This is a genomic window from Rhizobium sp. USDA 4016, assembly GCF_056279705.1.
On the sequence record NZ_JBWCCY010000004.1, the window covers coordinates 924,736 to 946,605 of the forward strand.

A 21,870-nucleotide genomic window follows, 5' to 3' on the forward strand; every position below is an offset into this window, starting at 1 on the left:
CAACCGAATGGAGTGAGAAGAATGTCGGCAAAGCAATGGTCGATCGACAATATCGGACCGATGAATCTGATGGTGCGTGAAGCGGCGGTCGAAGAGGCGAGCGGCAACAAGGTGCTGGTCCGTGCCGAGGCCGTATCGCTGAACTATCGCGACAAGCTGGTGCTGGAGACCGGCATGGGTCTGCCGCTGCAGTTTCCTTTCGTTCCGGCATCGGACCTTGCCGGCGTGGTCGAAGCTGTCGGCCCCGGCGTCACGCGCTTCAAGCCGGGCGACCGCGTCATCACGACCTTTCTTCCCGGGCGCATCAACGGGCCAGGCCTCGGCGATGCCCGCCACCCGCCCTACAAGACGCTCGGCGGATATTACCCGGGCGTGCTTTCCGAGTATGTGACCTTTTCCGAGGACTGGTTCGTTCACGCGCCCAAGACGCTCGATGCCGTTGAGGCGAGCACGCTGCCGTGCGCAGGTCTGACGGCGTGGTTCGCGCTCATCGAACTCGGCAGGCTGAAGGCGGGCGACAAGGTGGTCATTCAGGGAACCGGAGGGGTGGCGCTCTTCGGTCTTCAACTTGCCAAGATGCACGGTGCCGAAGTCATCATCACCTCGGCAAATGCCGAGAAGCTCGAGCGCGCCCGTGCTCTCGGCGCCGATCATGGGATCGGCAGGGAGAATTGGGCCGAAAGCGTCCTCGAACTGACGGAGGATTACGGCGCCGACCATATCTTCGAAATCGCAGCCGGCGCCAATTTCGGCGAGTCCCTAAAGGCCGTGGCGGTCAACGGCCGGATTTCGGTGATCGGTGTCATGGATGGCTTCGATCTATCTGCGCCAGTGCAATCGCTGCTATTGAAGTCGCCGACGGTACAGGGCCTCAGTGTGGGACACCGCCGCGCGCTGGAGGACCTGGTCCGCGCCGTCGACCGCACCGGCCTGAAGCCGGTGATCGACAAGCGCTACAGCTTCGACGAACTGCCAAAGGCGCTTCAGCACCTCGATCGCGGCCCTTTCGGAAAGATCGTCATCGAGTTTTGAGCCGGGTTCTCCACTCCCGTCAGAGCATTCTGGCGGGAGCCCCGGCTACAGCCACTTCGCCCGGCGGAACAAGGCGAAGAGCGTTACGCATAAGGTTGCGATCACGCCCAGCACCACGAAATAGCCGTACTGGAATTTCAGTTCCGGCATATCGTTGAAATTCATCCCGTAGATACCGGCGATCGCCGTCGGAACAGCAAGGATCGCCGCCCAGGCGGCGAGCTTGCGGGCAATCGCGGTCTGTTCGGTCTGGCCGATCATCACGCTGGCTTCGAAGGCGAAGGCGAGGACTTCACGCAGCGCGTCGATATCCTCCTGGACCCGGCGCACATGGTCTGTGACGTCCCGAAACAGCGATTGAAGCGTCGAGTCCATACCCGGAAGGTCGATATGCTCATAGCGGCGACAGACGTCCACGAGCGGCACGACGGCATTGCGCAGCCGCAGCAGCTTGCGCCGCAGCATGTAGAGGCGCTCGATGTCGACCTTTGTAAGCTGTTCGCGCAGCATCAGATCTTCGAGCGTCTCGACTTCTTCCTGCACCACTTCGATCACCGGCATGTAGTTGTCGACGATGAAATCGAGGATGGAATAGAGAATGTAGTTCTCCCCATGGGCGAGCGCGGCCGGCGTCGCCTCGCACCGCTGCCGCACCGCCAGGTAAGAGGACGATGCGCCATGGCGCACGGAAACGACATAGCCCCGGCCGACGAAAAGATGGGTTTCGCCGAAGACGATCTCGCCGTCCTTCATGTGGGCGGTACGGGCAACGATGAACATGGCGTCGCCATAAATCTCCAGCTTCGGACGCTGATGCGGCTGGGCAGCATCCTCGATCGCCAGTGGGTGGAGATTGAATTCGGCCTGTACCTGGTGCAGCAGCATCTCGTCCGGCTCGTGCAAGCCGATCCAGACGACTGCATTCTCGTGCGTTCGCCATTCGCCGGCCTCTTCTATCCGAATATCGCGGATGCGCTGTCCCTGCTGGTAAACGGCAGCTGCGACGACCCCCGGACGGGCAGAGGGCGACGATGCCGGCGCAACCGCGCCGGTTTCCGCGCGAGCGGAGGTGCTGTTCAGATCTTTGGTTCGTTCCAAAACCGTCTATTCCTCCCACTGCGGCATCCCCGGCCGATTGCTGCCCAAACGCAAAGAACCATAGCTCCATTTTGCGAAATACGCATCCGCAATAGCGTTAAACGAGGTCCGTCACTGCGCGGCCATTGGGGCTTCACCGTCCGTAAAGGCGAAGCCCTCGTCAGCCCAGCCGGTCATGCCACCGATCATGACCTTGACGGAGAGGCCGAGCCGCGCCAGGCGCAGCGCCGCCTTGTCGGTGCCGTTGCAATGGGGCCCGGCGCAATAGACGACGAAGAGCGTATCGGCCGGCCACTCCGACATGCGGTGGGCGGTCATCTTGCCATGCGGCAGGTTGATCGCGCCCGGCACATGCGAGCGGGAAAAGAGCGCCGGGGATCGAACGTCGATAAGGACGAAGTCAGCCTTGCCCGAGGAAATGGAGGCCTGGACGTCCCAGCAGTCCGTTTCGAAGGCGAGCTTGCGGGCGTAGTAGGCGGCGGTTTCCTCCGGGGAGGCGGCGGGTGTTTCGCTGACGGGGCTCGGCATGGTTTTCCTTTCACGGTTCGAGTTGCCGCCGACCATCGCCGATGTTATGGCATGGCGAAATTGGCTTTAATGACGGTTAGCGTAAAGATCATGCCAAATTCGCCCAGACGTCCGCATGTCGTCGTGCTTGCCTATGACGGGCTATGCACTTTCGAATTCGGTATTGCTTACGAAGTCTTCGGTCTTCCACGTCCGGAAATGGGCGAGGGCTGGTATCGTTATTCGGTCTGCGGCGTCGAACCGGGGCCGCTCCGTGCTGCGGGCGGATTGAGCGTTTCGGTCGATCGGGGCCTGGAGGTTCTGGCCGAAGCCGATCTCATCGTCGTGCCGGGTTGGCGGTCGATCGATGCGCCGGTGCCGGAGCCGTTGATCGATGCGCTGCGTCAGGCTCATGAGCGCGGTGCCCGTATCATGTCGCTCTGCTCCGGCGTTGCCGTGCTTGCCGCTTCCGGTCTTTTGAGCGGCCGGCGTGCGACGACGCATTGGCGCTATGTCGCGTCGCTCGCAGCGCGCTATCCGCAGATCGCCTTCGATGCGAACGTTCTCTACATGGACGAGGGCAGTATCCTGACGGCCGCGGGCAGTGCGGCCGGCATTGATCTCTGCCTGCACGTCGTGCGCGGTGATTTTGGCGCAGAAGCCGCAAACAGTGTGGCGCGCCGTCTGGTGCTTCCGCCGCATCGCGAAGGCGGGCAGGCGCAATTCATCAGCGCGCCCGTGCTCGAAGAGCGGGAGGGAATACGGCTCGGGCCGCTGCTCCAATGGATGCGGGAGCGGCTGGACGAGGAGCAGTCGATCAGCCTGCTGGCGCAAAAGGCGGGCATGAGCCTGCGCACCTTCCAGCGCCGCTTCGAAACGACGACGGGCCTCAGCGTGGGCGAATGGCTGCTCAAAGAGCGGCTTCGCCACGCCCGCAATCTCCTGGAAAAGGAACTCGCCGCATCGCTTGACGATATCGCCGCCGCCAGCGGCTTCGGCACACTGGCGACGATGCGGCATCATTTCCGCAAGCGGCTCGGGACAAGCCCGAGTGCCTACAGGAAGTCGTTCGGGGTTTAGTTGCGGGGCGCCATGTTGCTGCCCCTCACCCTCACCCTCGTATGCGGGGAGAGGGTACGTACCATCCTCAAGGTCGAATGCCCAAACGGTGCGGCTTACTTCCTTCTCCCCGCCTGCGGGGAGAAGGTGGCGGCAGCCAGATGAGGGCATCGCCGCAGTCTTGCGAGGTCGCGACCGCCTTCTACTCTGCCGCCTGTCTTGCCATCGGATTGTTCGGGTGGGTCGTCCAGTTGGCGTAGTTCGGGTCGACGGGACGGCCCGTGCGCTTGTCAAGCGCGCCGGCGGGCAGGGCTTCCAGGGTGATGCAGTTTTCGACCGGGCAGACGTTGACGCAAAGATTGCAGCCGACGCATTCGTCTTCCATCACCTCGAAATGGCGCATGCCGTTGACGAACTGCGTGATCGCCTGATGCGAGGTGTCCTCGCAGGCGATGTGACAGCGGCCACATTTGATGCAGGCGTCTTGGTCGATCTTCGCCTTGGCGACATAGTTGAGGTTCAGATACTGCCAGTCGGAGACGTTCGGAACGGCGCGGCCGGTGATATCGTCGAGCGACCTGTGGCCCTTGGCGTCCATCCAGTCGGAGAGCCCGGTGATCATCTCCTGCACGATCTTGAAGCCGTAGGTCATGGCCGCGGTGCAGACCTGCACGTTGCCGGCGCCGAGCGCCAGGAACTCGGCAGCATCGCGCCAGGTGGTCACGCCGCCGATACCGGAGATCGGCAGGCCGTAGGTTTCCGGATCGCGGGCGATCTCGGCCACCATGTTGAGCGCAATCGGCTTCACCGCCGGGCCGCAATAGCCGCCATGGCTGCCGCGGCCATCGATCGACGGTTCAGGAGAAAACGTGTCGAGATTGACTGCGGTGATCGAGTTGATCGTGTTGATCAGCGAGACGGCGTCCGTACCGCCGGCCTTGGCGGCGCGTGCCGGCTTGCGGATGTCGGTGATGTTCGGCGTCAGCTTGGTGATGACCGGCATGCGCGTGTACTGCTTGCACCAGCGCACGACCATCTCGATATATTCCGGCACCTGCCCGACCGCCGAGCCCATGCCGCGCTCGGACATTCCGTGAGGACAGCCGAAATTGAGTTCGATGCCGTCGGCGCCGGTTTCCTCCACGAGCGGCAGGATCGCCTTCCAGGCGTCTTCCTCGCAGGGAACCATGATCGAGGCGATCAGGGCGCGGTCCGGCCAATTCATCTTCACCTGCTTCATTTCGCGCAGGTTGGTGTAAAGGTCGCGGTCGGTAATGAGCTCGATATTGTTGAGACCCAAAAGGCGGCGGTCAGCGCCCCAGATCGCGCCGTAGCGCGGGCCGTTGACGTTGACGACGGGCGGGCCTTCCTCGCCGAGCGTCTTCCAGACGACGCCGCCCCAGCCCGCTTTGAAGGCGCGCTCGACGTTATAGGCCTTGTCGGTCGGCGGCGCGGAGGCGAGCCAGAACGGGTTGGGCGACTTGATGCCGACGAAATTGTTGCGGAGATCAGCCATTGTTCATTCTCCTCACGCGACGGCGACGGCTGGCTGCGCACCGGCAGCAAGCGTACGGTTGATGGATTCGGCAGCATCGCGGCCTTGCGCGACGGCAGATACGGTCAGGTCATCGCCGCCGAAGACGCAGTCGCCACCCGCCCAGACGCCGTCGAGCGAGGTGCGGCCTTCGCCGTCGATGGCGATCCGGCCGGATTCCATGCGCAGCGAACCGAGACCGGATGCTTCAAAGGTCTGGCCGATCGCCTTGAAAATCTGATCGGCGGCGATGACGCCGGTTTCGCCGGTCGTGACGAGACGGCCGTTGGCGAGCTTGGTATATTCCACCTCGATCGCGGCGACCTTGCCGTCCTGCGACAGGATTGACTTCGGCGCCAGCCAGTGGCGGATGATGACGCCCTTGGACGTCGCGAGGTCCTGCTCGAACTCCGAGGCGTTCATGTGCTCCTTGCCCCGGCGGTAGCAAATCGTCACTTCTTCGGCGCCAAGCAGTTTGGCCTGAACGGCCGCATCGATGGCGGTCATGCCGCCGCCGAGAACGACGACGCGGCGGCCGACGGCAACGTCCGCCTTGTTCGTGGCTTGACGGAGACCGGCGATGAAATCGACCGCGTCATCGACACCCGGCAGGTTCTCACCATCGACGCGCAACGCATTGACACCGGCAAGGCCGATGCCGAGGAAGACGGCGTCGTACTGAGACTGCAGATCGGCAAGCGAGAAATCACGGCCAAGCTGCTGGCCGTGGCGGACTTCGATACCGCCGATCGAAAGCACGTAATCCACTTCCTTCTGGGCAAAGTCGTCGACCGCTTTATAAGTGGCGATACCATATTCATTCAGGCCGCCGGATTTCGACTTGCTGTCGTAGATGGCGACGTCGTGGCCTTTCACCGCAAGGCGGTGAGCGGCGGCAAGGCCGGCCGGGCCGGCGCCGACAACGGCGATCTTCTTACCGGTCGAGGCGGCGCGTTCATAAAACTGCCTGCCTGCCTGAATGGCCGTATCAGTCGCGTAACGCTGAAGGCGGCCGATCTCCACGGGCTTCTCCTCTGCGGTATTGCGCACGCAGGCCTGTTCGCAGAGCTCTTCGGTGGGACAGACGCGGGCGCACATGCCGCCCAGGATGTTCTGGTCGAAGATCGTCTTGGCCGAACCGATCGGGTTGCCGGTTGCAATCTGACGGATGAAGAGCGGGATGTCGATGGAGGTGGGACAGGCCGTCATGCACGGCGCATCATAGCAAAAATAGCAGCGGTCGGCGGCCACCAGCGCCTCATGCTTGTCGAGGCGCGGATGCAGATCGGAAAAATTAGTTTCATACTCGGCGGTCGAGAGCCGGCCGGAATGAATCCCAGTTTCCAGTCGTTCCATTGAAGTTCCCTCATTATTGGTAAACGGCTAGTGAGGGAAAGCGTAACTCAGGATAAAAAATTTATCAAACGGTAAAATTTTGAAACGTATATTCGCATAAGTATTTGTTTTTGTTATTTTAAGTCGCGCCGTGGAGCACCTGTGCCCATCATTCACGAAGGCAGCCATTCGCCACGTTGCAAAAAAGATTCATAAAAATTCAATTTTTTTCGGATCCGGCGGAACCAAAGGTCAACGCGGTCGTTATTGCGGCATCCGGATGATGATCGCATCGACCCAACATGCGCGCCCCCAACCCATCATCCGGATTACTCACGGTCCCCTCCCGATGAGTGAAAACAGCCAGTGCGCCGCCCTCGCACTGGCTGTTTTTTGTTCTGGGCCAGCAACGGCGAAACTCAGGGGCGCTTGAGGATTTCGAATTCCGTCTCGGGGATCTGCAGGTAATATTCGATACGGCCAGGAACGAGCCGGAGCTCCGCCTTGCCGCTCATGGACGAGGGAACGACGCGTTCCAGCACGGTCTTGCCGAAGCTGTTTTCACTGAACTCGTGAATCTCTGTCCGGTTCGGAAGGATTTCCACCCAGGCGATCTCGATCGCCTTCTTGCCGTTGTGCTTCGCTTCCTTGCAGTTCAGGGTGATCGAAGACGCGCCGCCGGCAATTGCGCCATAGGAGGCCGAATTGACGATCAGCTCATGAAGCGCCAATCCGAGATGTACGGCGGCATTCGGCGTCATATGCGCATTGATGCCGAAGATCGGCATGGAGCCTGCCGTTTCCGGCCAATAGGGTGCGAACTGCTTTTCCGCAAGGTCGAAGAGATAGGCGCCGCGCCAGCTCGAATCCGTAATCAGATCCTGCGAGTTGGAAAGCGATTGAAGGCGACCGCGGAACTTTGCAAGGAAGCTGTCGAGCGACAGCGTATTGCGGGCCGTTTGCGTCGCGATGCCCTGAATGATCGCGAGCAGGTTCTTCGAGCGGTGCGACAGTTCGCGCAGCAGCGATTTCAGCACTTTTTCACGGTGTCGCATCTCGGTGACTTCGGAGATGACCGAAAGAATGCCGAGCGAGCCGCCGTTATTGATGCGCTGTACTTTGAGTTCGTAGGTCCGGACCTCGCCATCGACGTCCATATCGATCTCGGCATTCGTCGCCGTCCCGGTTTCGAGCACCTTGAACTTGAGTGTCCTCAGATAATCGCCTTGCGCCTTGCCGAAGAGGTCGTTGTCGCTGCCGCCGGCGAAAAACAGTTCGGCGAAATGGCGGGGAAGATTTTCGGCGTAGGAAAGTGTCAGCGTGGAATCCTGGAAGAGAATCGAAATTCCGGCGCTGCTCAGCGCCCGCTCCATCATCGCGGACTTGCCCTCCAGCGCGAAAGGCTTGCCGGTTAATGGTTCTGTCGTATTCACCAGGCCGCCTTTCCTTCGTCCTTCTTGCGCAGCTGGAAAGAGGTTGCCATTTCAGGAACCCCGCTGGTCATATTATGACCAAGCGTTGGAGAAACCGTTAAAGCTGTTGCCGGAGCGGCCCAGCTAGCTGGGAACGCCTCGCTATTGGCTTTGTTCCGTCGCTTTGACGGTTCAGCTTCATGCCGCAACCTTGGTGGATTCATTGAAGAATAGCGCCTGGCTGATCAAAGCCTTGACCATGTCTGGATTGAAGGGCTTGGTGACCAGGAACGTCGGTTCCGGCCGCTCACCTGTCAAAAGGCGCTCTGGAAAAGCGGTGATGAAAATCACGGGCACGCTTGATGTCTTCAGGATGTCGTTCACGGCGTCGATGCCGGAACTGCCGTCTGCAAGCTGGATATCCGCAAGGACCATGTTCGGCTTGGTCTTGTTGTAAAGAGCCACGGCCTCGGAATGCGTGCGGGCGATTCCGGTCACCTTGTGGCCGAGGCTTTCGACCATCTGCTCGATATCCATCGCGATCAGCGGTTCGTCTTCGATGATCATGATATCGGTTGCCACCTGGCGCGAGATCTCCTGCGAGGCCTTGTCGAGCAGGCTCATCACTTCCTGGTCGTCGGTCTCGAGTATGTCGGCGATTTCGCCGACGCGGAAATTCTCGACCGACGCGAGGATGAAGGCCTGGCGGGCAAGCGGCGAGACCTTGCTGAGGTTTACGGTCGCACGCTGCTCCCAGGCATAAGGCGACGCCGGCTCGGGAATCTGGATGGCAGTGGAACCAAACAGTTTCGTGAACAGTTTGTAGAGTGCGACGCGGTCGTTCTCGGTATCCGGGAAAATGGATATATCGGCGATGATCGCTTCCAAAACTGCGGCAACGTAAGCATCACCCGAAGTCTGGGTGCCGGTAAGCGCGCGGGAATAGCGACGCAAATAAGGAAGATGCGGCGCAATTCGAGTAGAAAGTGTCATTAAAAACTCCCGTCCGTAGGCCATAACTGGCTCTAATGCAGTGGAAACGTCGCGCTATTAAAAAAGTTCCAGTATATGCGGAACTTTTTTCACAGCCTTGCATTATGGTGGCGACGAATGAAGGGCGTACCGCGATTTTGAGCCTCGATAAACGGCAAGTATCTGAGCACCAACCGCCTCGAGCGGCGGAGGGTGCTGTTGGCATATCACGCCGCAGCGCAAACGTATCGTCCATTCAGACAAAGACAACGGCGAGAAGCGACGAGTTTATGAAAAAGCAGCAGAACGAAGAACAGAATCAGCGGCGGCTGGAAATGCGCGCGAGCGATATCCTCGATCCAAACAACCAGATCGGCGTCAAACTGCGGTCCCTTTATGCGGCGGCACAGGACGAGGCGATCCCCGATCGTTTTCTTGATCTGCTCGAGAAGCTGGACCAGGCTGAGATGATGGCTTCGGCCAAACTGGCCGAGTAAGGGCGAGCTGATGGATAAGGCTAAACCAAGCTTCAAACGCGAACTGCTGGCGGCTTTGCCGAGTCTGCGTGCATTCGCGATTTCGCTGATCGGCCGGCACGATCGCGCCGACGACTTGGTGCAGGACACCATCATGAAGGCCTGGGCAAAGCAGGATCACTTCGAGATGGGCACCAACATGAAGGCCTGGCTTTTCACAATCCTGCGCAACGAACTCTATAGCCAGATGCGTAAGAGCGGCCGCGAGATCCAGGACAGCGACGGCCTTTTCACCGAATCCATGGCGATGCATCCGGCGCAATACGGCGCGCTCGACCTGCAGGATTTCAAGAAGGCGCTTGACCAACTGCCGCCGGATCAGCGCGAGGCGATCATTCTCGTCGGCGCATCAGGCTTCTCCTACGAAGAAGCCGCGGAGATCTGCGGATGCGCCGTCGGCACCATCAAGAGCCGCGTCAATCGTGCGCGCCAGCGGCTCCAGGAACTGCTGCAGATTTCCGGCGAAGCGGATTTCGGCCCGGATTCGACGTCCGCGCCGCTGACGTCGAAGGCCTTCGCCTTCTGATCCACGCGTTGAATGGGAGGAAAAGGCCGGCTGCCTCAGGCGCCGGCTCAGACCGCTGACAAACCCGTCGATATTTTCGGCGGGTTTTGTTTTTGCGGATTGGATTTTTTGGGCTGCAGAGGCTTGGCTGAGGGAAAGAGGGGCGTGTTGGCTCACGCCATGGCCGGTTTCGGGCCTTTTGTGAGGGCCATTGCGATCTTCTTGATGTTTTGGGCGGCTGCAGCCAACAGGCATTGGCATGCCACTCGGGTGAGACTTCGGAAGCGGGCATAGCGGTGCCCGTGAAGCTGCTTTGCGTCGGCGAACGAGCGTTCGACCGTCTCTTTGCGGCGCTTATAGATTGCCTTGCCCCAAGGAGTCAGGCGGTGGGCGTCGGTACGCTCGCGGGCATCGGCCCAGACATGGCGGGTGATGGTGCGTGTCGCCGCGGCGTTATTGGTGCAGGAAGCCAGCAGCGGGCAGGTGCGGCAGATGGCGGGATCGGATGCGTAATGTCTGTAGCCGTTGCGGTCGGTGGTGACATAGGCGAGCAGTTGGCCTTCGGGGCAGCGATAGCCGTCTATCTGAGGCTCGTAGACGAACTTCGACTTGCGCATCATGCCGGGCTTGGGCGGGGTCGGATTGCGGTAGCCGGTGACCCCGAGGATGGCGCGGTCTTCGAGACCCTTGGCGATGCCGGACGTCGCATAGCCTGCATCCAGGCCAACCGCGCCGACCTCGAAGCCGAACCGCTCACGCTGCCGGTCCAGTCGGTCGAGATAGACGATACTGTCGTGCACATTGGCAGGCGTCACATGGGTATCGGTGATGATGGCAAGCTTACCGTCCACCGTGCGGTGATCGAGATAGAAGAAGCCCTTCGGCTTGCCGTCGCGCACCATGTAGCCGCTGTCAGGGTCGGTGCGGGAGACTTTGGTTTCCTTCACTTCCGGCTCGCGGTCCTTTTGCTTCAGCGGCTTCTGGTCGTGAAGCGCCCGCTCGGCCTCGATCGCCCGGTCAAGATCGGCCCAATAATCGGCGCGCGACTTCTCGATCATCTGAAGATCGTATTTGCCCTTGTTGGCATTCGCCTTCAAATGCGTCGAATCCGTATAGAGCACCGTGCCGTCGATCAGCTTGTGGGCGATCGCCTGCTCGACGATATGATCAAAGATGTCCTGGGCGACGCGCGTGTCGTTGAAACGACGCCGCCGGTTCTGCGACAGCGTCGAGGCGTCAAACACCCCATCCGTCAGTTTCATCTGCAGAAACCAGCGATAGGCGACGTTGACCTCGATCTCGCGCACCAGCTGACGCTCAGACCGGATGCCGAACAGGTAACCGATGAACAGCGCCTTGAACATCAAGGTCGGATCGAGCGGCGGTCGGCCATTGTCGGCGCAATAAAGCCCGGCAACACGATCATGGATGAAGGAGAAGTCGATCACCGCATCAATCTTGCGAAGCAGGTGATCCTTCGGCACCAGGCTGTCGAGTGTCACCATCTCGAGAGCCGTCTGGGAAGGGACAGGTTTCTTCAACATGTCCCACTGAATCACAAAACCCCCAGCCAGGCCAGATCCTATGAGGAGGTGGATAGCGGTCCGCGCTGTGGCAAAGTGAGGCTCGCTAAAACATCTCACACTGGAGGCCAGCATGCCGGTTGCAGCACACCACCCCGAAACGCCGACCGCTATCCACACCGATCTTCGCGCAATTTTCGTCTCGATGGAACTCTCCCGCTCGAAATGGCTGGTCACCTCGCTGTCGCCGGGTGGCGGCGAGAAGATGTCCAAGTACTGGGTGGAGGCCGGCGACATCGCCGCCCTGCTGGAACGGTTTGCCGAACTCAACAGGAAGGCCCAGGCGCGGACGGGACGATGCTTTCCGATCATCGTCATCCAGGAAGCTGGGCTCGACGGCTTCTGGATCCACCGCGTGCTGGAGGCGGAGGGGATCGAGAGCCACGTCGTCGATCCCGCCTCGATTGCGACCTCGCGCCGGCGGCGGCGGGCCAAGACCGACAAGATCGATGGCGAAGCGCTGGTGCGCGCGCTGCTCGCCTATAAGCGGGGCGAGCCGCGCGTCTGCGCCATGCTCAGGGTACCGACACCCGAGGAAGAGGACCGCCGCCGCCTTGCGCGAGAGCGCAAGGTCTTGACCAACGAGCGCGTAAGGCACGTCAATCGCGTCAAGGGCCTGCTGTTTGCCCAGGGCGTGTCCGGCTACGAACCACTGCGTCGAGACCGGCGCAAGTGCCTTGAGGAACTGAGGACCGGCGACGGGCGTCCGCTGCCTGTCCATCTGAAGCGGCAGATTGGCCGCATCCTCGACCGGCTGGAACTGCTGATCGAACAGATCAAGGCGATCGAGGCTGAGCGCGACGCCATGCTGGCGGCCCAGCAGGGTGCTTCATCGGCGCCGACCATGCTACTCGCTCTGAAAGGTATCGGACCAGAGTTTGCCGCCGTGCTGTGGTCGGAAGGCCTGTCCCGCCACTTCGACAACCGGCGACAATTGGCTGCCTATGCGGGCCTGGTCGCAACACCGTGGAAGAGTGGGGCGATTGATCACGAGCAGGGCGTGTCGAAATCCGGCAATCCTAGAGCGCGTCCGCTGAACGCGGAATCGGAATTGAGATGACAGTCGCTGTTTGCCGTGATTCCCTGTCTTCGAATCAGGGAGATAGGGATGTCACGTGCATTAAGCGATGATCTTCGCAGCCGTGTTCTGGCGGCTTCTGCAGACGGGATGTCTGCACGCTCGGCAGCGGCGCGGTTTGGGATTGGGATTTCGACGGCCATTGCCTGGATCGCCAATGCGCGACAGGGTCAACTGACCGCAGGCAAACAAGGCCGACGTTCTGGCTCCAGGCTGGATGCGCATGAGGCATTTATCATCGGCCTGATCGATGTGGAGAAGGACATCACGCTCAACGAGATGGTTCTGCGCTTGAGCACGGATAAATCTGTATCGATCGGCCGTAGTGCTCTTGATGTGTGGCTTCGCAAGCGGGGCTGGACCTTTAAAAAAAGACCGCACATGCATTGGAGCAGGAGCGAGACGACCTTTTGAGCCGGCGTCAGGACTGGTTTGATGGCCAGCCCGATCTCGATCCCGCCAAGCTGGTTTTTATCGATGAAACCGGTCTTTCCACGAAGATGGCGCGACTGCGCGGGCGATCTCTATGCGGACAACGCTGTCGGTCGGCCGTTCCCCACGGACACTGGAAAACCACGACCTTTACAGGCGCGCTCAGGCTTTCCGGCATGACGGCACCGATGGTCCTCGACGGCCCGATGAACGGTGCGGCATTCCTGGCCTACATCGAACAGGTTCTCGTGCCGACGCTCAGTTCGGGTGATACCGTCATCATGGATAACCTGCCGGCTCACAAAGCCGACGGTGTCCGCCAGGCCATCGAAGCTGCTGGCGGCAGGCTGCTCTATCTCCCGCCCTACAGTCCCGACTTCAACCCGATTGAAATGGCCTTTTCCAAACTTAAAGCGCTTCTGCGGGCAAAGGCCGAGCGATCCGTTGACGCCTTGTGGGATACCGTCGGCAAAATCGTCACGCTCTTCAAGCCGCAGGAATGTGCAAACTACTTCGCAGCAGCCGGATATGACCCCGATTAAAATGGACGTGCTCTAGGCTACGAACGACGCTCGTTCAGCTTGCCTGGCTGTGGGTGCGCCATCAACCGCAATCGGCGCTCACCCTATGGTTCAAGGAGCGGGTGAAGCAGAACAACGGGCGGCTGAAGAAGACGCTGATTGTGGCGCTTGCTCGCAAGCTGCTTGTGGCGATGTGGAAATACATCAATGCCGGCGTCGTCATCGAGGGAGCGGCCATGACGACCGCCTGATGCGTTAGCCATCAAACTGAATTCTGCCATCTTCCGGGACCTGATCAGTCCCGGCGGATCCAGGTGGGACGAACCGAACAAACCCTTGGCTTGAAATGCCGCCTGTCCAGAAGGGTTTCGTCCTCCTGAGCCCTTGCCCCGTCGCAAGCGGGATGTTGGTGCGCGCTGTTTCGAACGGCGACCGTATATAAGGTGGATCTGGCTCGGACAAACGGGCCGCGTCATGCCATCGGGCTCAGACCATGGATTCCGCAATGGACCAACCAGGAGAAGTGGAAATGTTGCCCTGACATCCCCGTTCCCCTTGACCTTCCTCATATAAGGGGTTTGTCAGCAGTCTGGGCCGGCTGCCTCAGGCGCCGGCTTTTTGTTGTGCAAGCGATGAAGACTAGCCCTGAAAACTTGGCAGCAAATATGCCGGTGGCGCCGCTGCGCAGGATGCTTGACGATTGAGGCGCGGTCACTAGCTGTTTTCATGACCGGTGCTCGTTGCGGATTTGAGCGTGGCTTGCGGGCATGGGCTACCCGAGGAGCAACTCATGGATAGCAACGAACGTTCACCATTTATCACCCACTGGCGCAATATCGAGCGACCCGATGAGCCGCATTATTCAGGACGCGATGAACGCATGAGCATTGGCGCGCCTTTTGGCCGGGCGTTCAGCCTTTCGAAACTCGGCATTCATCATGAGCGGTTGCCGGCCGGCCGGCGTACATCGCTTCCACATGCCGAAAGCGCGGAGGAGGAATTCGTCTTCGTTATTGAAGGATATCCCGACGTGTGGATCGATGGCCATCTGCATCGGCTCGCACCTGGCGACGGCGTGGGGTTCCCGGCTGGCACCGGCATAGCCCATAATTTCATCAATAACACTGAGGAGGAGGTCCGGCTGCTCGTGGTCGGAGAGAGACACAAGCCGGAGAACCGTATTCACTATCCTCTCAACCCGGAAAGGAAGGAGCTGATTGACGACTGGTGGGACGATTGGCCGAAGCGGCCACTTGGCCCCCATGATGGACTTCCGCACCACATTCGGAAAAGTGCGAGCGAAACGGGCTAGAGGTCAGGATCCCTAGTCGCGGTGTTTGGAGCCCATCAGGTTTGTTGCAACGAGCGCGGCAAGCACGCCAGCCGTCAAAAGCGGCTGTGAACGGACAAGGCTGATGCCGACGGCTGCCAGCGACTCGATCGCCAGGCGGCGCTCCTGCGCGCGACGCGCTTCCTGTGCGTTCATGATCTTCATGACGATCAGCACGACGATGCCGATCAGCAGGGCGCATGCCGCAAGAAAGAGCGCAGCACCCACCGCGCCGTAGATGCCCGCGAGCCAGATTGTCCCGGCTGTGACCGCAAGCACATAGGCGCTCAGAAGGAAGATTGCGGCGAGCACAATGAAAATACCGTTGCGCTTGGTTCGCGCAACGGTCCTGTGAAAACTGTTTCCTATCAAAAGGCTGAGGATCGGAAAGAGCATCGATCCTCCTTAGCGGCGTGCGAGGAGCGCGAGCACGAGGCCGAAGGCGGCCGCCGCACCGATCGTTGCGATCGGATGCCTGCGTACCGTATGGCGAACTTCATTTGCGCCGCGCAGATAGCTCTCCTGCAGATCGTGGAGGAGGTCTTCGCTGCGGCCAAGGAGTTCGTCATAGCCAGCAGCCGCCTGATAGCGGAGCTTTTCGCCGCGCCGTCGCGAATTCTTTGTAACCAGCTTCGTCAGGGTCGCGATTTCGTCGCGCAGGCTTTCGATCTGATCCTCGATTGTGGATTCGATGTCATGAAGCGTACCGTTGCCATGGCGCCGGCCGCGAATGGACGGGAGGATGGAAGCCATGATGCTCTCCTTGGCATGGGCGCGCGCAAAGTCGCGGGCCGGTTTCAAACGAGGTCAGCACCGATCATTGCAATAAGTCGTATCGCCCGGCATTGATCCAAATCATCGACACGACAACGCGCTGGCCAATCAAAAGTTCCGGCGGTTTAACGGCCGGCAAGCGCGCTGTGAGCCAGGACAAAGGGTGTTGCGTCCATCGGAACCTGATTGATGCGCAGCGGGCATCCGAATACAGATTGCATGCGCTCGTCGGTGAGCACGTCGCTGACGCTGCCGGCAGCGGCTAGTCCCCCGGCTTTCATGAGGACGATCTGGTCCGCGAAAAGAGCGGTCAGGTTGAGATCGTGCATGACCGCGATCACGCCGCCGCCTGCATCGCAGAATTTCCGCGCAAGGCTCATGATCGTCAGCTGATGGCTTATGTCGAGGCTGGAGACCGGCTCATCGAGCAACAGCCAGCAGGGTTTTCCGTCCGCGACCGGCTCGCAGATCTGGCACAGCACGCGCGCGAGCTGGACGCGCTGCTGCTCGCCGCCCGAAAGCTCCTGGTAGAAACGGCCTTCGAAGCCTCCGAGGTCGACGGCGGCGAGCGCCCGTGCCGCGATCTGCTCTGCCTGTTCGGGGTGCAGGTTCAGCCCTGTCGTCAGTCCCATGCGCACGACCTCGCGCACTGTGAAGGGAAAGGAGATGGCGCTTGCCTGCGGCAGCACGCCGCGAATGGCGGCCAGCTGCCAGGGTTGCATTGTCTTGACCTCTTCGCCGTTGATGCGCACGGAGCCGTCGCAGGAAAGCTCGCCGGAGATCGCCTTCATCGTGGTCGTCTTGCCGGAGCCGTTCGGTCCGGCAATCGCCGTCAACTGGCCGGCCTTCGCCGTAAAGCTGACGTCATGCACGATTGACTTGCCCGACAGGCGGACCGAGATGCCGGAAAGTTCGATCATCGAAATTCACTTTTAGAGCGCAAGCCGCGAGCGCTGCCGCAACAATATCCAGAGGAAGAAGGGTCCGCCGACTGCAGCCGTGATGATGCCGATCGGCAATTCGGCGGGCGCGACGATGGTGCGCGCCAGAACGTCGGCGAAGATCAAGAGCGAGCCGCCGAGGAGAGCGGAGGCTGGCAGCAAATAGCGATGGTCGGGGCCGATGATCATGCGCAGCAGATGCGGCACGACAATGCCGACAAAACCGATGCCACCGCTGACGGCAACCGATGCGCCGGTTGCGGCGGCAACGGTTACGATCGCGATATTCTTTAGCCGCTGAACCGGGACGCCCATATGAAACGCGGCCGCTTCACCAAGTGTTATGGCATTCAGTCCGCGCGCCATGAAGGGCAGGACTGCGAAGGATGCCAGAATGATCGGCGCGGCGGCGGCGATCTTCATCCAGGTTGCACCTGCGAGCGAGCCCATGGACCAGAAAGTGAGATCGCGAAGCTGCTGGTCGTTGGCGATATAGGTCAGCAGACCTGTCATCGCACCCGTCAGAGCTCCGAGCGCGATGCCCGCCAGCAGCATCGTAGCGACCGAGGTCTGGCCATTGGTCGTTGCGATCCGGTAAAGCAGCACCGTCGTAACAAGGCCACCGCCGAAAGCTGCAACCGGCAGGGTATAGATGCCGAGCAGCGCAAGGAATGGCATGGCGATCGTTCCGCCGAGCACGATCATCACGACGGCGCCGAAGCTCGCTCCGGACGACACGCCGACGAGGCCGGGATCGGCAAGCGGATTGCGGAACAGTCCCTGCATCACAGCGCCGGAGACGGCGAGCGAGCCGCCGACGAGAAAGCCGAGGATGGCCCGCGGCATCCGGATGTCGAAGATGATGATCCGGTCGCGCATGTTGAGCGCCGCCTCCGAACCCGCCACGTTTGCAATCACGTCGACAATCGAGGCATCCGAGGCGCCGGTCGTCACCGAAAATAGCAGCGAGAAGACGGAACCCACCACGAGCAGGCCGATCACGAGGAGCGCCAGCCGCCCTCGATCGCCTGCCTCGCGGTGCTCGCGAAGCGCGGCTATCGAAAAAAGTGATCGTTTCTGTCCCGTCATGGCGTCCAGCAGAGCCATCTTAGCCCCCGTAGATGGCCGCGTTCAATTCGCGGACGGCGCCTGCGGTGCGCGGACCGAAGCCGAGCAGGTGCAGGCCATCCATGCGGATGACGGCCTTCTTCTGGGCCGCGGGGGTCAGTGCGAGCGCCGGCTGCTTGAAGAGGTCGTCGTTGGCCGCCGCGTGACTGCCCTGGCGGTTCATCATCAGGATCACATCGGGCTTTGCCTCGACAATCGCCTCATCGGTCACCGGCTTGTAGCCGGAGAAGCTGCCGACGGCATTGATGGCGCCTGCGAGCTTGATGATGCCATCAGCCGCCGTGTCCGTGCCGGAGGCCATGATCTTGCCGCCCTGCGTGCTGAGGATGAAAAGCACGCGCTTACGCTTCGCTTCCGGCCGCTTGCCGGCATCGGCGATCGCGGCATCCAGATCGGCGCCGACCTTGGTTTCCAGCGCCTTGGCCTTGTCGGGCACCGCAAGCAGTGTGCCGATCTTGTCGATCTTCGTCAGGATACCTTCGCGATCGTAGGTATTCGGAACCGTCTCGAACGGCACGCTGGCGTTCTTGAGGACGGTCAGCGCTTCCGGCGGGCCCGATCCTTCGACAGCGATGATCGCGGTCGGGTTGACGGCAAGGATGCCTTCCGGCGAGAGAGCCCGCATATAGCCCACGTCCGGCAGCTTCATGGCCGCTTCGGGATAGGTGCTAGTGGAATCGCGGGCGATGAGGCGGCTTTCTTCGCCGAGCGCATAGACGATTTCCGTTACGTCGCCGCCGACGGCGACGAGGCGTGAGGTGTCGATCTTTTTCGGTTCCTCGGCCTGCGCCGCCCGGATGAAGCTATTTTCCGCGGTTGCAGCGGGCAGCAAAGGCAGTGCCATGACGGCCGCCGTCAGCGTCAGTTCGCAAAGGCGGCGGCGCAAGTTTGAAGGTATTTTCATCGTTCCGCTCCTTACGCTGCGATGCTCGTTCCGGCCTTCGGCAGGCTTTCGACGATTTCGCGCCAATCGATACGCTCGTCGAAACCTTCCTTCCGCTTGCCGAAGAACTGGATGATCATTTCGCCCTTGGCGTCATAGGCTTCCAGCGAAGTGACGTGGCCATCCTTGGTGGGCTTGCGCACGGCCCAGGTCTCGGCGATGTGGTCCTGGCGAAGGTGCAGGTGGAAGGTCGGATCCATGATGTTGATCCAAGGTCCCATCGCCTGAACGTTGAAGATCGGGCCGGAGTGGATCTGCACGATGCCGTTGTTCGCGACAAAGCACATGATCGGCAGACCGGCTTTGACGGATGCGTGCATCATCTCGGCCGTCGCCGTGTTGCGGAGCTTCCAGGCGTAATCGTCGCCGACCGTGCGCAGTGCGGCCTGGCGGCCGATTTTCAGGCGCTTCAGCATGCCGAAGAATTCATGCGTGTCCGTGAGCTTGCTCCAGTTGTCGCGCAGCTCGTCGCGGCCGACGTCGCCGCTCTCATCCTCTGAAGCGGAGATTTCGGCTTCGACGAATTCCTGCGACTGGTCGTCGAGCTTCAGATCAGCGACGATCGAGCGGTGGGCCTCGACGTTCGAATTCGGACGCAGATGCACCTTGTGGACCGCGTTACCCGTCTTGTCGAAATACTGCAGGCTGAGGCGTTCCTCGTCGCCATTCTTCTTCGTGACGGCAAAGCCATGGGCCCAGCGGCTCGGGAAGATGCGAAGGTCGATGTTTTCGCCGAGCACGATTGCGCTCTGCATGCCCATTTTGATGTTTTCGAAGACTCCGATCTTTTCGTGGACGGCACTTTCATTGCGCGACAGCGCCATGACTTCGCCGAGTTCGGCCACGCGCTCCAGAAGCTTCAGCGCGCTGGCGTCGATGCGGGTCGCGGAAATGCCGACTTCGGCGGCGACGAGGGCCGCTTCGGAAATGTTCAGCCGCGCTGCGATATCGCGCTCGCGCATCTGCGTATTTTCGGCGCGGAACGCGCGAATTTCGGCCGGTGCCGGTCTGGTCTCATCAGTCATCTGCCACCCTTACTTATTGAGAATGAGTTTGCCCTGCCGGGTAATTTTCATGCGGTAGACCACGCCGTCATGCCGGATCATGATCTCGTTCGCGCCGCGGAAAATTTCCGCGCTTTCGATGGTGCGAATTTCGGCTGCCTCCCGGTGAGGTGCATGCTTAAAGGTGTCTGGCTTCTCAACCATCATTTCGGTTGGCAATTTCCGCTGGTGCCGGGGGCTTGTTTTCCTCCGGTCTTGATACAATTATCTTGACTTTCATAGTCACCATTTTTTAAAGACGCAATAGAAGACTTTTCAACTCAAGTTTTAGAAATTACATGGAGAACGGTATGGCGGCGGGCAGATTTGCGGCACTTGTGGCAGGCGGATTGATGACGGCCGGAAGTTTTTGCCCCGCTTATGCGCAGGATGCCGCCGCGGCCGCCCCCGCGAATGCCCTTGAAGTCGAGTTGAATGCGCTGACGCCCTCGCAGAAGGGCTGCATGATGACCTTCGTAGCGCTCAACAAGCTTGCCGCACCCGTCAACAAGATCTCTTTCGAGCTTGCCTTCTTCAACGACAAGAACGCCGTCGACAAGATCACCGTGCTCGACTTCCGCGATCTGCCGCAGGGCAAGAAGCGGGTGCGGCAGTTCGACATGCCGAATGTGAAGTGCGAGGCCATGACCCGCATTCTCATCAACGATACGCCGGTCTGCGACGGCCCGGCAGCGGGCGAATGCATGAAAGGTCTCGTTACCCGTTCGCAGATTTCCGTTCCCTTCGAGGGGTGAGCAATTCGCGCCGGAGTTGATCTCCGGCGGGCTTCAGTTTCAAACCGGCCGGGGCAGGGCACATGGCAGTTTCAGCGAAATCCAAGTTGCGACGCGATTTCATCGTGGAGCAGGATGCTGACGGTTTGAACGACAATATGCCGGGTATCCACCCCGGTCATGAAATGCCCGAGCTGCGCAATGCGCAGCGCCAGCCCGCCGCAGAAGCCGTGATCCACTATGCGCGCCTCTCGCTGATCGAATCGTTCCCCGAACATCCGCAGACGCAAAAGACAGCCGCGGCAGACGCGCCGCCGATGGACCATGGTGCCCTTGAAAAGCAGGCAAACGAGCCAAAGCCGACCAAGCGACGCGTCGCCGCTGCCTGCCTGACGTCCTTTGCCTTTCACGCCATTCTCTTCACGGCCCTGGCAATCGGCTTCGTCGTGACGCCACACGACCCGGAGGAGGAAGCGGGCGAGGCCGTGAGCGTCGTCATCCTTGGCGATTCCGAAGCCGACCAGGCCTCTGCCGGCGATCCGGATCTGCAGGTCGAGCCGCAGCCGGAAGAAGTGGTTGCCGAAACGGTGCAGCCGCAGACTGTCCAGCCCACGGAAGTCCAGCCGACGGAGGTTCCACCGGAAACGGTGCAGCCGACCCAGGCGGAAGCCGTACCGCCAATGCAGGAGGTTACGCGTGTTTCTCCCGAGACAGTAACGGCGGCAGAGCCTGAGGTGTTGACGTCGAATGTTCCTGCTGAGACCTCGGTCGTGCAGCCGATGGCCACGGAGACACCGGAGGAACTGAAGCCTGTCGAGCCGGTCGAGACCGCCGAAGCGCTGCCGGAGCCGGTGCAGCCGCAAGAGGCACCGACGCCGACAGCCAAGCCGAAGGCTGAAAAGCCGAAGCCGGTGGAAAAGAAGCAGCCGCCGAAGAAGACGGAAAAGAAGATTGCCGGCTCCCAAGGCGAGAACAAGCAGGATTCCAGGCGAGGGGCCAGCGACGGAAGCGAGACGGCAAATTCCGACCAGAACTCGCGCAGCGCCGGGAGCTCCGGCGGAGCCGGGAGCGCAGCCGTTGCCAACTATCCCGGCAAGGTGCAGTCGCGCATTCGCCGCGCAGTCAAGGTGCCTACGGAATATAAACGGATGAGCGCTTCGACGAGTGTCCGCGTGCGCCTGACGATCGGCGGCGACGGTTCGCTGGTGTCTCTTTCCGTCGCGCGCAGCTCCGGAATTCCCGAGCTGGATCAGGCGGTTGTGGCCGGCGTGCGCCGTGCCTCGCCTTTCCCGCCGCTGCCTTCCGAGTGGGGCAAGCCGAGCTGGACCTTCACGCAGGACGTGCAGATCTCGGGCCGGCGATAAAATATGACA

The 21,870-nt window shown here is 60.8% G+C and carries 22 protein-coding genes and 2 pseudogenes; 10 read left to right on the plus strand and 14 right to left on the minus strand.

The window, feature by feature from the left end; translation table 11 throughout:
* Nucleotides 1-21 precede the first annotated feature (21 nt).
* The gene (locus ACZ9DP_RS19735) at nucleotides 22-1,032 is read left to right on the plus strand and encodes a zinc-dependent alcohol dehydrogenase family protein (protein WP_476203338.1); all 1,011 of its coding nucleotides are present in this window, start codon (nucleotides 22-24) and stop codon (nucleotides 1,030-1,032) included.
* A 45-nt stretch (nucleotides 1,033-1,077) separates the two neighbouring features.
* Here the strand turns inward: ACZ9DP_RS19735 and ACZ9DP_RS19740 are convergent, their stop codons facing one another.
* Complete coding sequence (locus ACZ9DP_RS19740; RefSeq protein ID WP_372414511.1) at nucleotides 1,078-2,130, minus strand: magnesium and cobalt transport protein CorA; 1,053 nt, start codon at nucleotides 2,128-2,130, stop codon at nucleotides 1,078-1,080.
* Between the two features lie 111 nt (nucleotides 2,131-2,241).
* On the minus strand, nucleotides 2,242-2,658 hold the full coding sequence (locus tag ACZ9DP_RS19745; RefSeq protein ID WP_476203339.1) for a rhodanese-like domain-containing protein: 417 nt from the start codon (nucleotides 2,656-2,658) through the stop codon (nucleotides 2,242-2,244).
* Nucleotides 2,659-2,727: 69 nt separating this feature from the next.
* Between ACZ9DP_RS19745 and ftrA the strand changes: the two genes are divergently transcribed.
* On the plus strand, nucleotides 2,728-3,717 hold the full coding sequence (gene ftrA, locus ACZ9DP_RS19750) for a transcriptional regulator FtrA (RefSeq protein ID WP_476203340.1): 990 nt from the start codon (nucleotides 2,728-2,730) through the stop codon (nucleotides 3,715-3,717).
* 181 nt (nucleotides 3,718-3,898) lie between these two features.
* Here the strand turns inward: ftrA and preA are convergent, their stop codons facing one another.
* The 4 genes from preA to ACZ9DP_RS19770 form a co-directional block, all read right to left on the minus strand.
* Entirely contained in the window at nucleotides 3,899-5,212 is a 1,314-nt protein-coding gene (gene preA, locus ACZ9DP_RS19755; protein ID WP_074069248.1) for an NAD-dependent dihydropyrimidine dehydrogenase subunit PreA, read from the minus strand.
* Between the two features lie 12 nt (nucleotides 5,213-5,224).
* Nucleotides 5,225-6,586 (minus strand): NAD(P)-dependent oxidoreductase, encoded by a 1,362-nt coding sequence (locus ACZ9DP_RS19760; RefSeq protein ID WP_283068933.1) that lies wholly within the window; start codon nucleotides 6,584-6,586, stop codon nucleotides 5,225-5,227.
* 398 nt (nucleotides 6,587-6,984) lie between these two features.
* Nucleotides 6,985-7,938, minus strand: coding sequence for a sensor histidine kinase (locus tag ACZ9DP_RS19765; RefSeq protein WP_476205418.1), 954 nt, complete (start codon nucleotides 7,936-7,938; stop codon nucleotides 6,985-6,987).
* Between the two features lie 237 nt (nucleotides 7,939-8,175).
* Nucleotides 8,176-8,970 (minus strand): response regulator, encoded by a 795-nt coding sequence (locus tag ACZ9DP_RS19770; RefSeq protein ID WP_074069246.1) that lies wholly within the window; start codon nucleotides 8,968-8,970, stop codon nucleotides 8,176-8,178.
* 269 nt (nucleotides 8,971-9,239) lie between these two features.
* Between ACZ9DP_RS19770 and ACZ9DP_RS19775 the strand changes: the two genes are divergently transcribed.
* Both ACZ9DP_RS19775 and ACZ9DP_RS19780 read left to right on the plus strand, forming a co-directional pair.
* Entirely contained in the window at nucleotides 9,240-9,446 is a 207-nt protein-coding gene (locus ACZ9DP_RS19775; RefSeq protein ID WP_074069245.1) for a NepR family anti-sigma factor, read from the plus strand.
* 10 nt (nucleotides 9,447-9,456) lie between these two features.
* A complete protein-coding gene (locus tag ACZ9DP_RS19780; protein ID WP_022717008.1) occupies nucleotides 9,457-10,011 on the plus strand; it encodes an RNA polymerase sigma factor in 555 nt (184 codons plus the stop codon).
* 152 nt (nucleotides 10,012-10,163) lie between these two features.
* Here the strand turns inward: ACZ9DP_RS19780 and ACZ9DP_RS19785 are convergent, their stop codons facing one another.
* Nucleotides 10,164-11,534 (minus strand): IS1182 family transposase, encoded by a 1,371-nt coding sequence (locus ACZ9DP_RS19785; RefSeq protein ID WP_476203341.1) that lies wholly within the window; start codon nucleotides 11,532-11,534, stop codon nucleotides 10,164-10,166.
* A gap of 112 nt (nucleotides 11,535-11,646) precedes the next feature.
* Between ACZ9DP_RS19785 and ACZ9DP_RS19790 the strand changes: the two are divergent.
* From ACZ9DP_RS19790 to ACZ9DP_RS19805, 4 genes and pseudogenes are all read left to right on the plus strand, one after another.
* Nucleotides 11,647-12,603, plus strand: a pseudogene (locus ACZ9DP_RS19790) (IS110 family RNA-guided transposase); the annotation flags it as partial.
* A gap of 78 nt (nucleotides 12,604-12,681) precedes the next feature.
* Nucleotides 12,682-13,625, plus strand: a protein-coding gene (locus ACZ9DP_RS19795; protein WP_476199126.1) for an IS630 family transposase whose coding sequence is annotated in 2 segments (ribosomal slippage) — nucleotides 12,682-13,018 and nucleotides 13,018-13,625 — 945 coding nt in all. Because the reading frame shifts where the segments join, the coding sequence is not laid out codon by codon here.
* Between the two features lie 14 nt (nucleotides 13,626-13,639).
* Nucleotides 13,640-13,855: pseudogene (locus ACZ9DP_RS19800) on the plus strand (IS110 family transposase); the annotation flags it as partial.
* Nucleotides 13,856-14,394: 539 nt separating this feature from the next.
* A complete protein-coding gene (locus ACZ9DP_RS19805) occupies nucleotides 14,395-14,916 on the plus strand; it encodes a cupin domain-containing protein (RefSeq protein ID WP_476203342.1) in 522 nt (173 codons plus the stop codon).
* 12 nt (nucleotides 14,917-14,928) lie between these two features.
* Here ACZ9DP_RS19805 and ACZ9DP_RS19810 read toward each other — a convergent pair whose 3' ends face one another.
* From ACZ9DP_RS19810 to hemP, 7 genes are all read right to left on the minus strand, one after another.
* A complete protein-coding gene (locus ACZ9DP_RS19810) occupies nucleotides 14,929-15,330 on the minus strand; it encodes a hypothetical protein (protein ID WP_194727736.1) in 402 nt (133 codons plus the stop codon).
* A 9-nt stretch (nucleotides 15,331-15,339) separates the two neighbouring features.
* Nucleotides 15,340-15,687, minus strand: a complete 348-nt coding sequence (locus tag ACZ9DP_RS19815; RefSeq protein ID WP_074070363.1) for an ElaB/YgaM/YqjD family protein — start codon at nucleotides 15,685-15,687, stop codon at nucleotides 15,340-15,342.
* Between the two features lie 146 nt (nucleotides 15,688-15,833).
* Entirely contained in the window at nucleotides 15,834-16,628 is a 795-nt protein-coding gene (locus tag ACZ9DP_RS19820; protein WP_074069242.1) for a heme ABC transporter ATP-binding protein, read from the minus strand.
* Between the two features lie 12 nt (nucleotides 16,629-16,640).
* Nucleotides 16,641-17,756: a FecCD family ABC transporter permease gene (locus ACZ9DP_RS19825; RefSeq protein ID WP_239597807.1), complete on the minus strand. Its 1,116-nt coding sequence runs from the start codon at nucleotides 17,754-17,756 to the stop codon at nucleotides 16,641-16,643.
* A gap of 1 nt (nucleotide 17,757) precedes the next feature.
* Nucleotides 17,758-18,681 (minus strand): heme/hemin ABC transporter substrate-binding protein, encoded by a 924-nt coding sequence (locus ACZ9DP_RS19830; protein ID WP_476203343.1) that lies wholly within the window; start codon nucleotides 18,679-18,681, stop codon nucleotides 17,758-17,760.
* Between the two features lie 11 nt (nucleotides 18,682-18,692).
* A complete protein-coding gene (locus ACZ9DP_RS19835) occupies nucleotides 18,693-19,745 on the minus strand; it encodes a hemin-degrading factor (protein WP_476203344.1) in 1,053 nt (350 codons plus the stop codon).
* Between the two features lie 9 nt (nucleotides 19,746-19,754).
* Nucleotides 19,755-19,931, minus strand: a complete 177-nt coding sequence (gene hemP / locus ACZ9DP_RS19840) for a hemin uptake protein HemP (protein ID WP_476203345.1) — start codon at nucleotides 19,929-19,931, stop codon at nucleotides 19,755-19,757.
* A gap of 143 nt (nucleotides 19,932-20,074) precedes the next feature.
* Here hemP and ACZ9DP_RS19845 point away from each other — a divergent pair, with 143 nt between their 5' ends.
* Both ACZ9DP_RS19845 and ACZ9DP_RS19850 read left to right on the plus strand, forming a co-directional pair.
* Nucleotides 20,075-20,518, plus strand: coding sequence for a hypothetical protein (locus ACZ9DP_RS19845; RefSeq protein ID WP_476203346.1), 444 nt, complete (start codon nucleotides 20,075-20,077; stop codon nucleotides 20,516-20,518).
* A gap of 62 nt (nucleotides 20,519-20,580) precedes the next feature.
* Nucleotides 20,581-21,861: an energy transducer TonB family protein gene (locus ACZ9DP_RS19850; protein WP_476203347.1), complete on the plus strand. Its 1,281-nt coding sequence runs from the start codon at nucleotides 20,581-20,583 to the stop codon at nucleotides 21,859-21,861.
* Nucleotides 21,862-21,870: the final 9 nt, after the last annotated feature.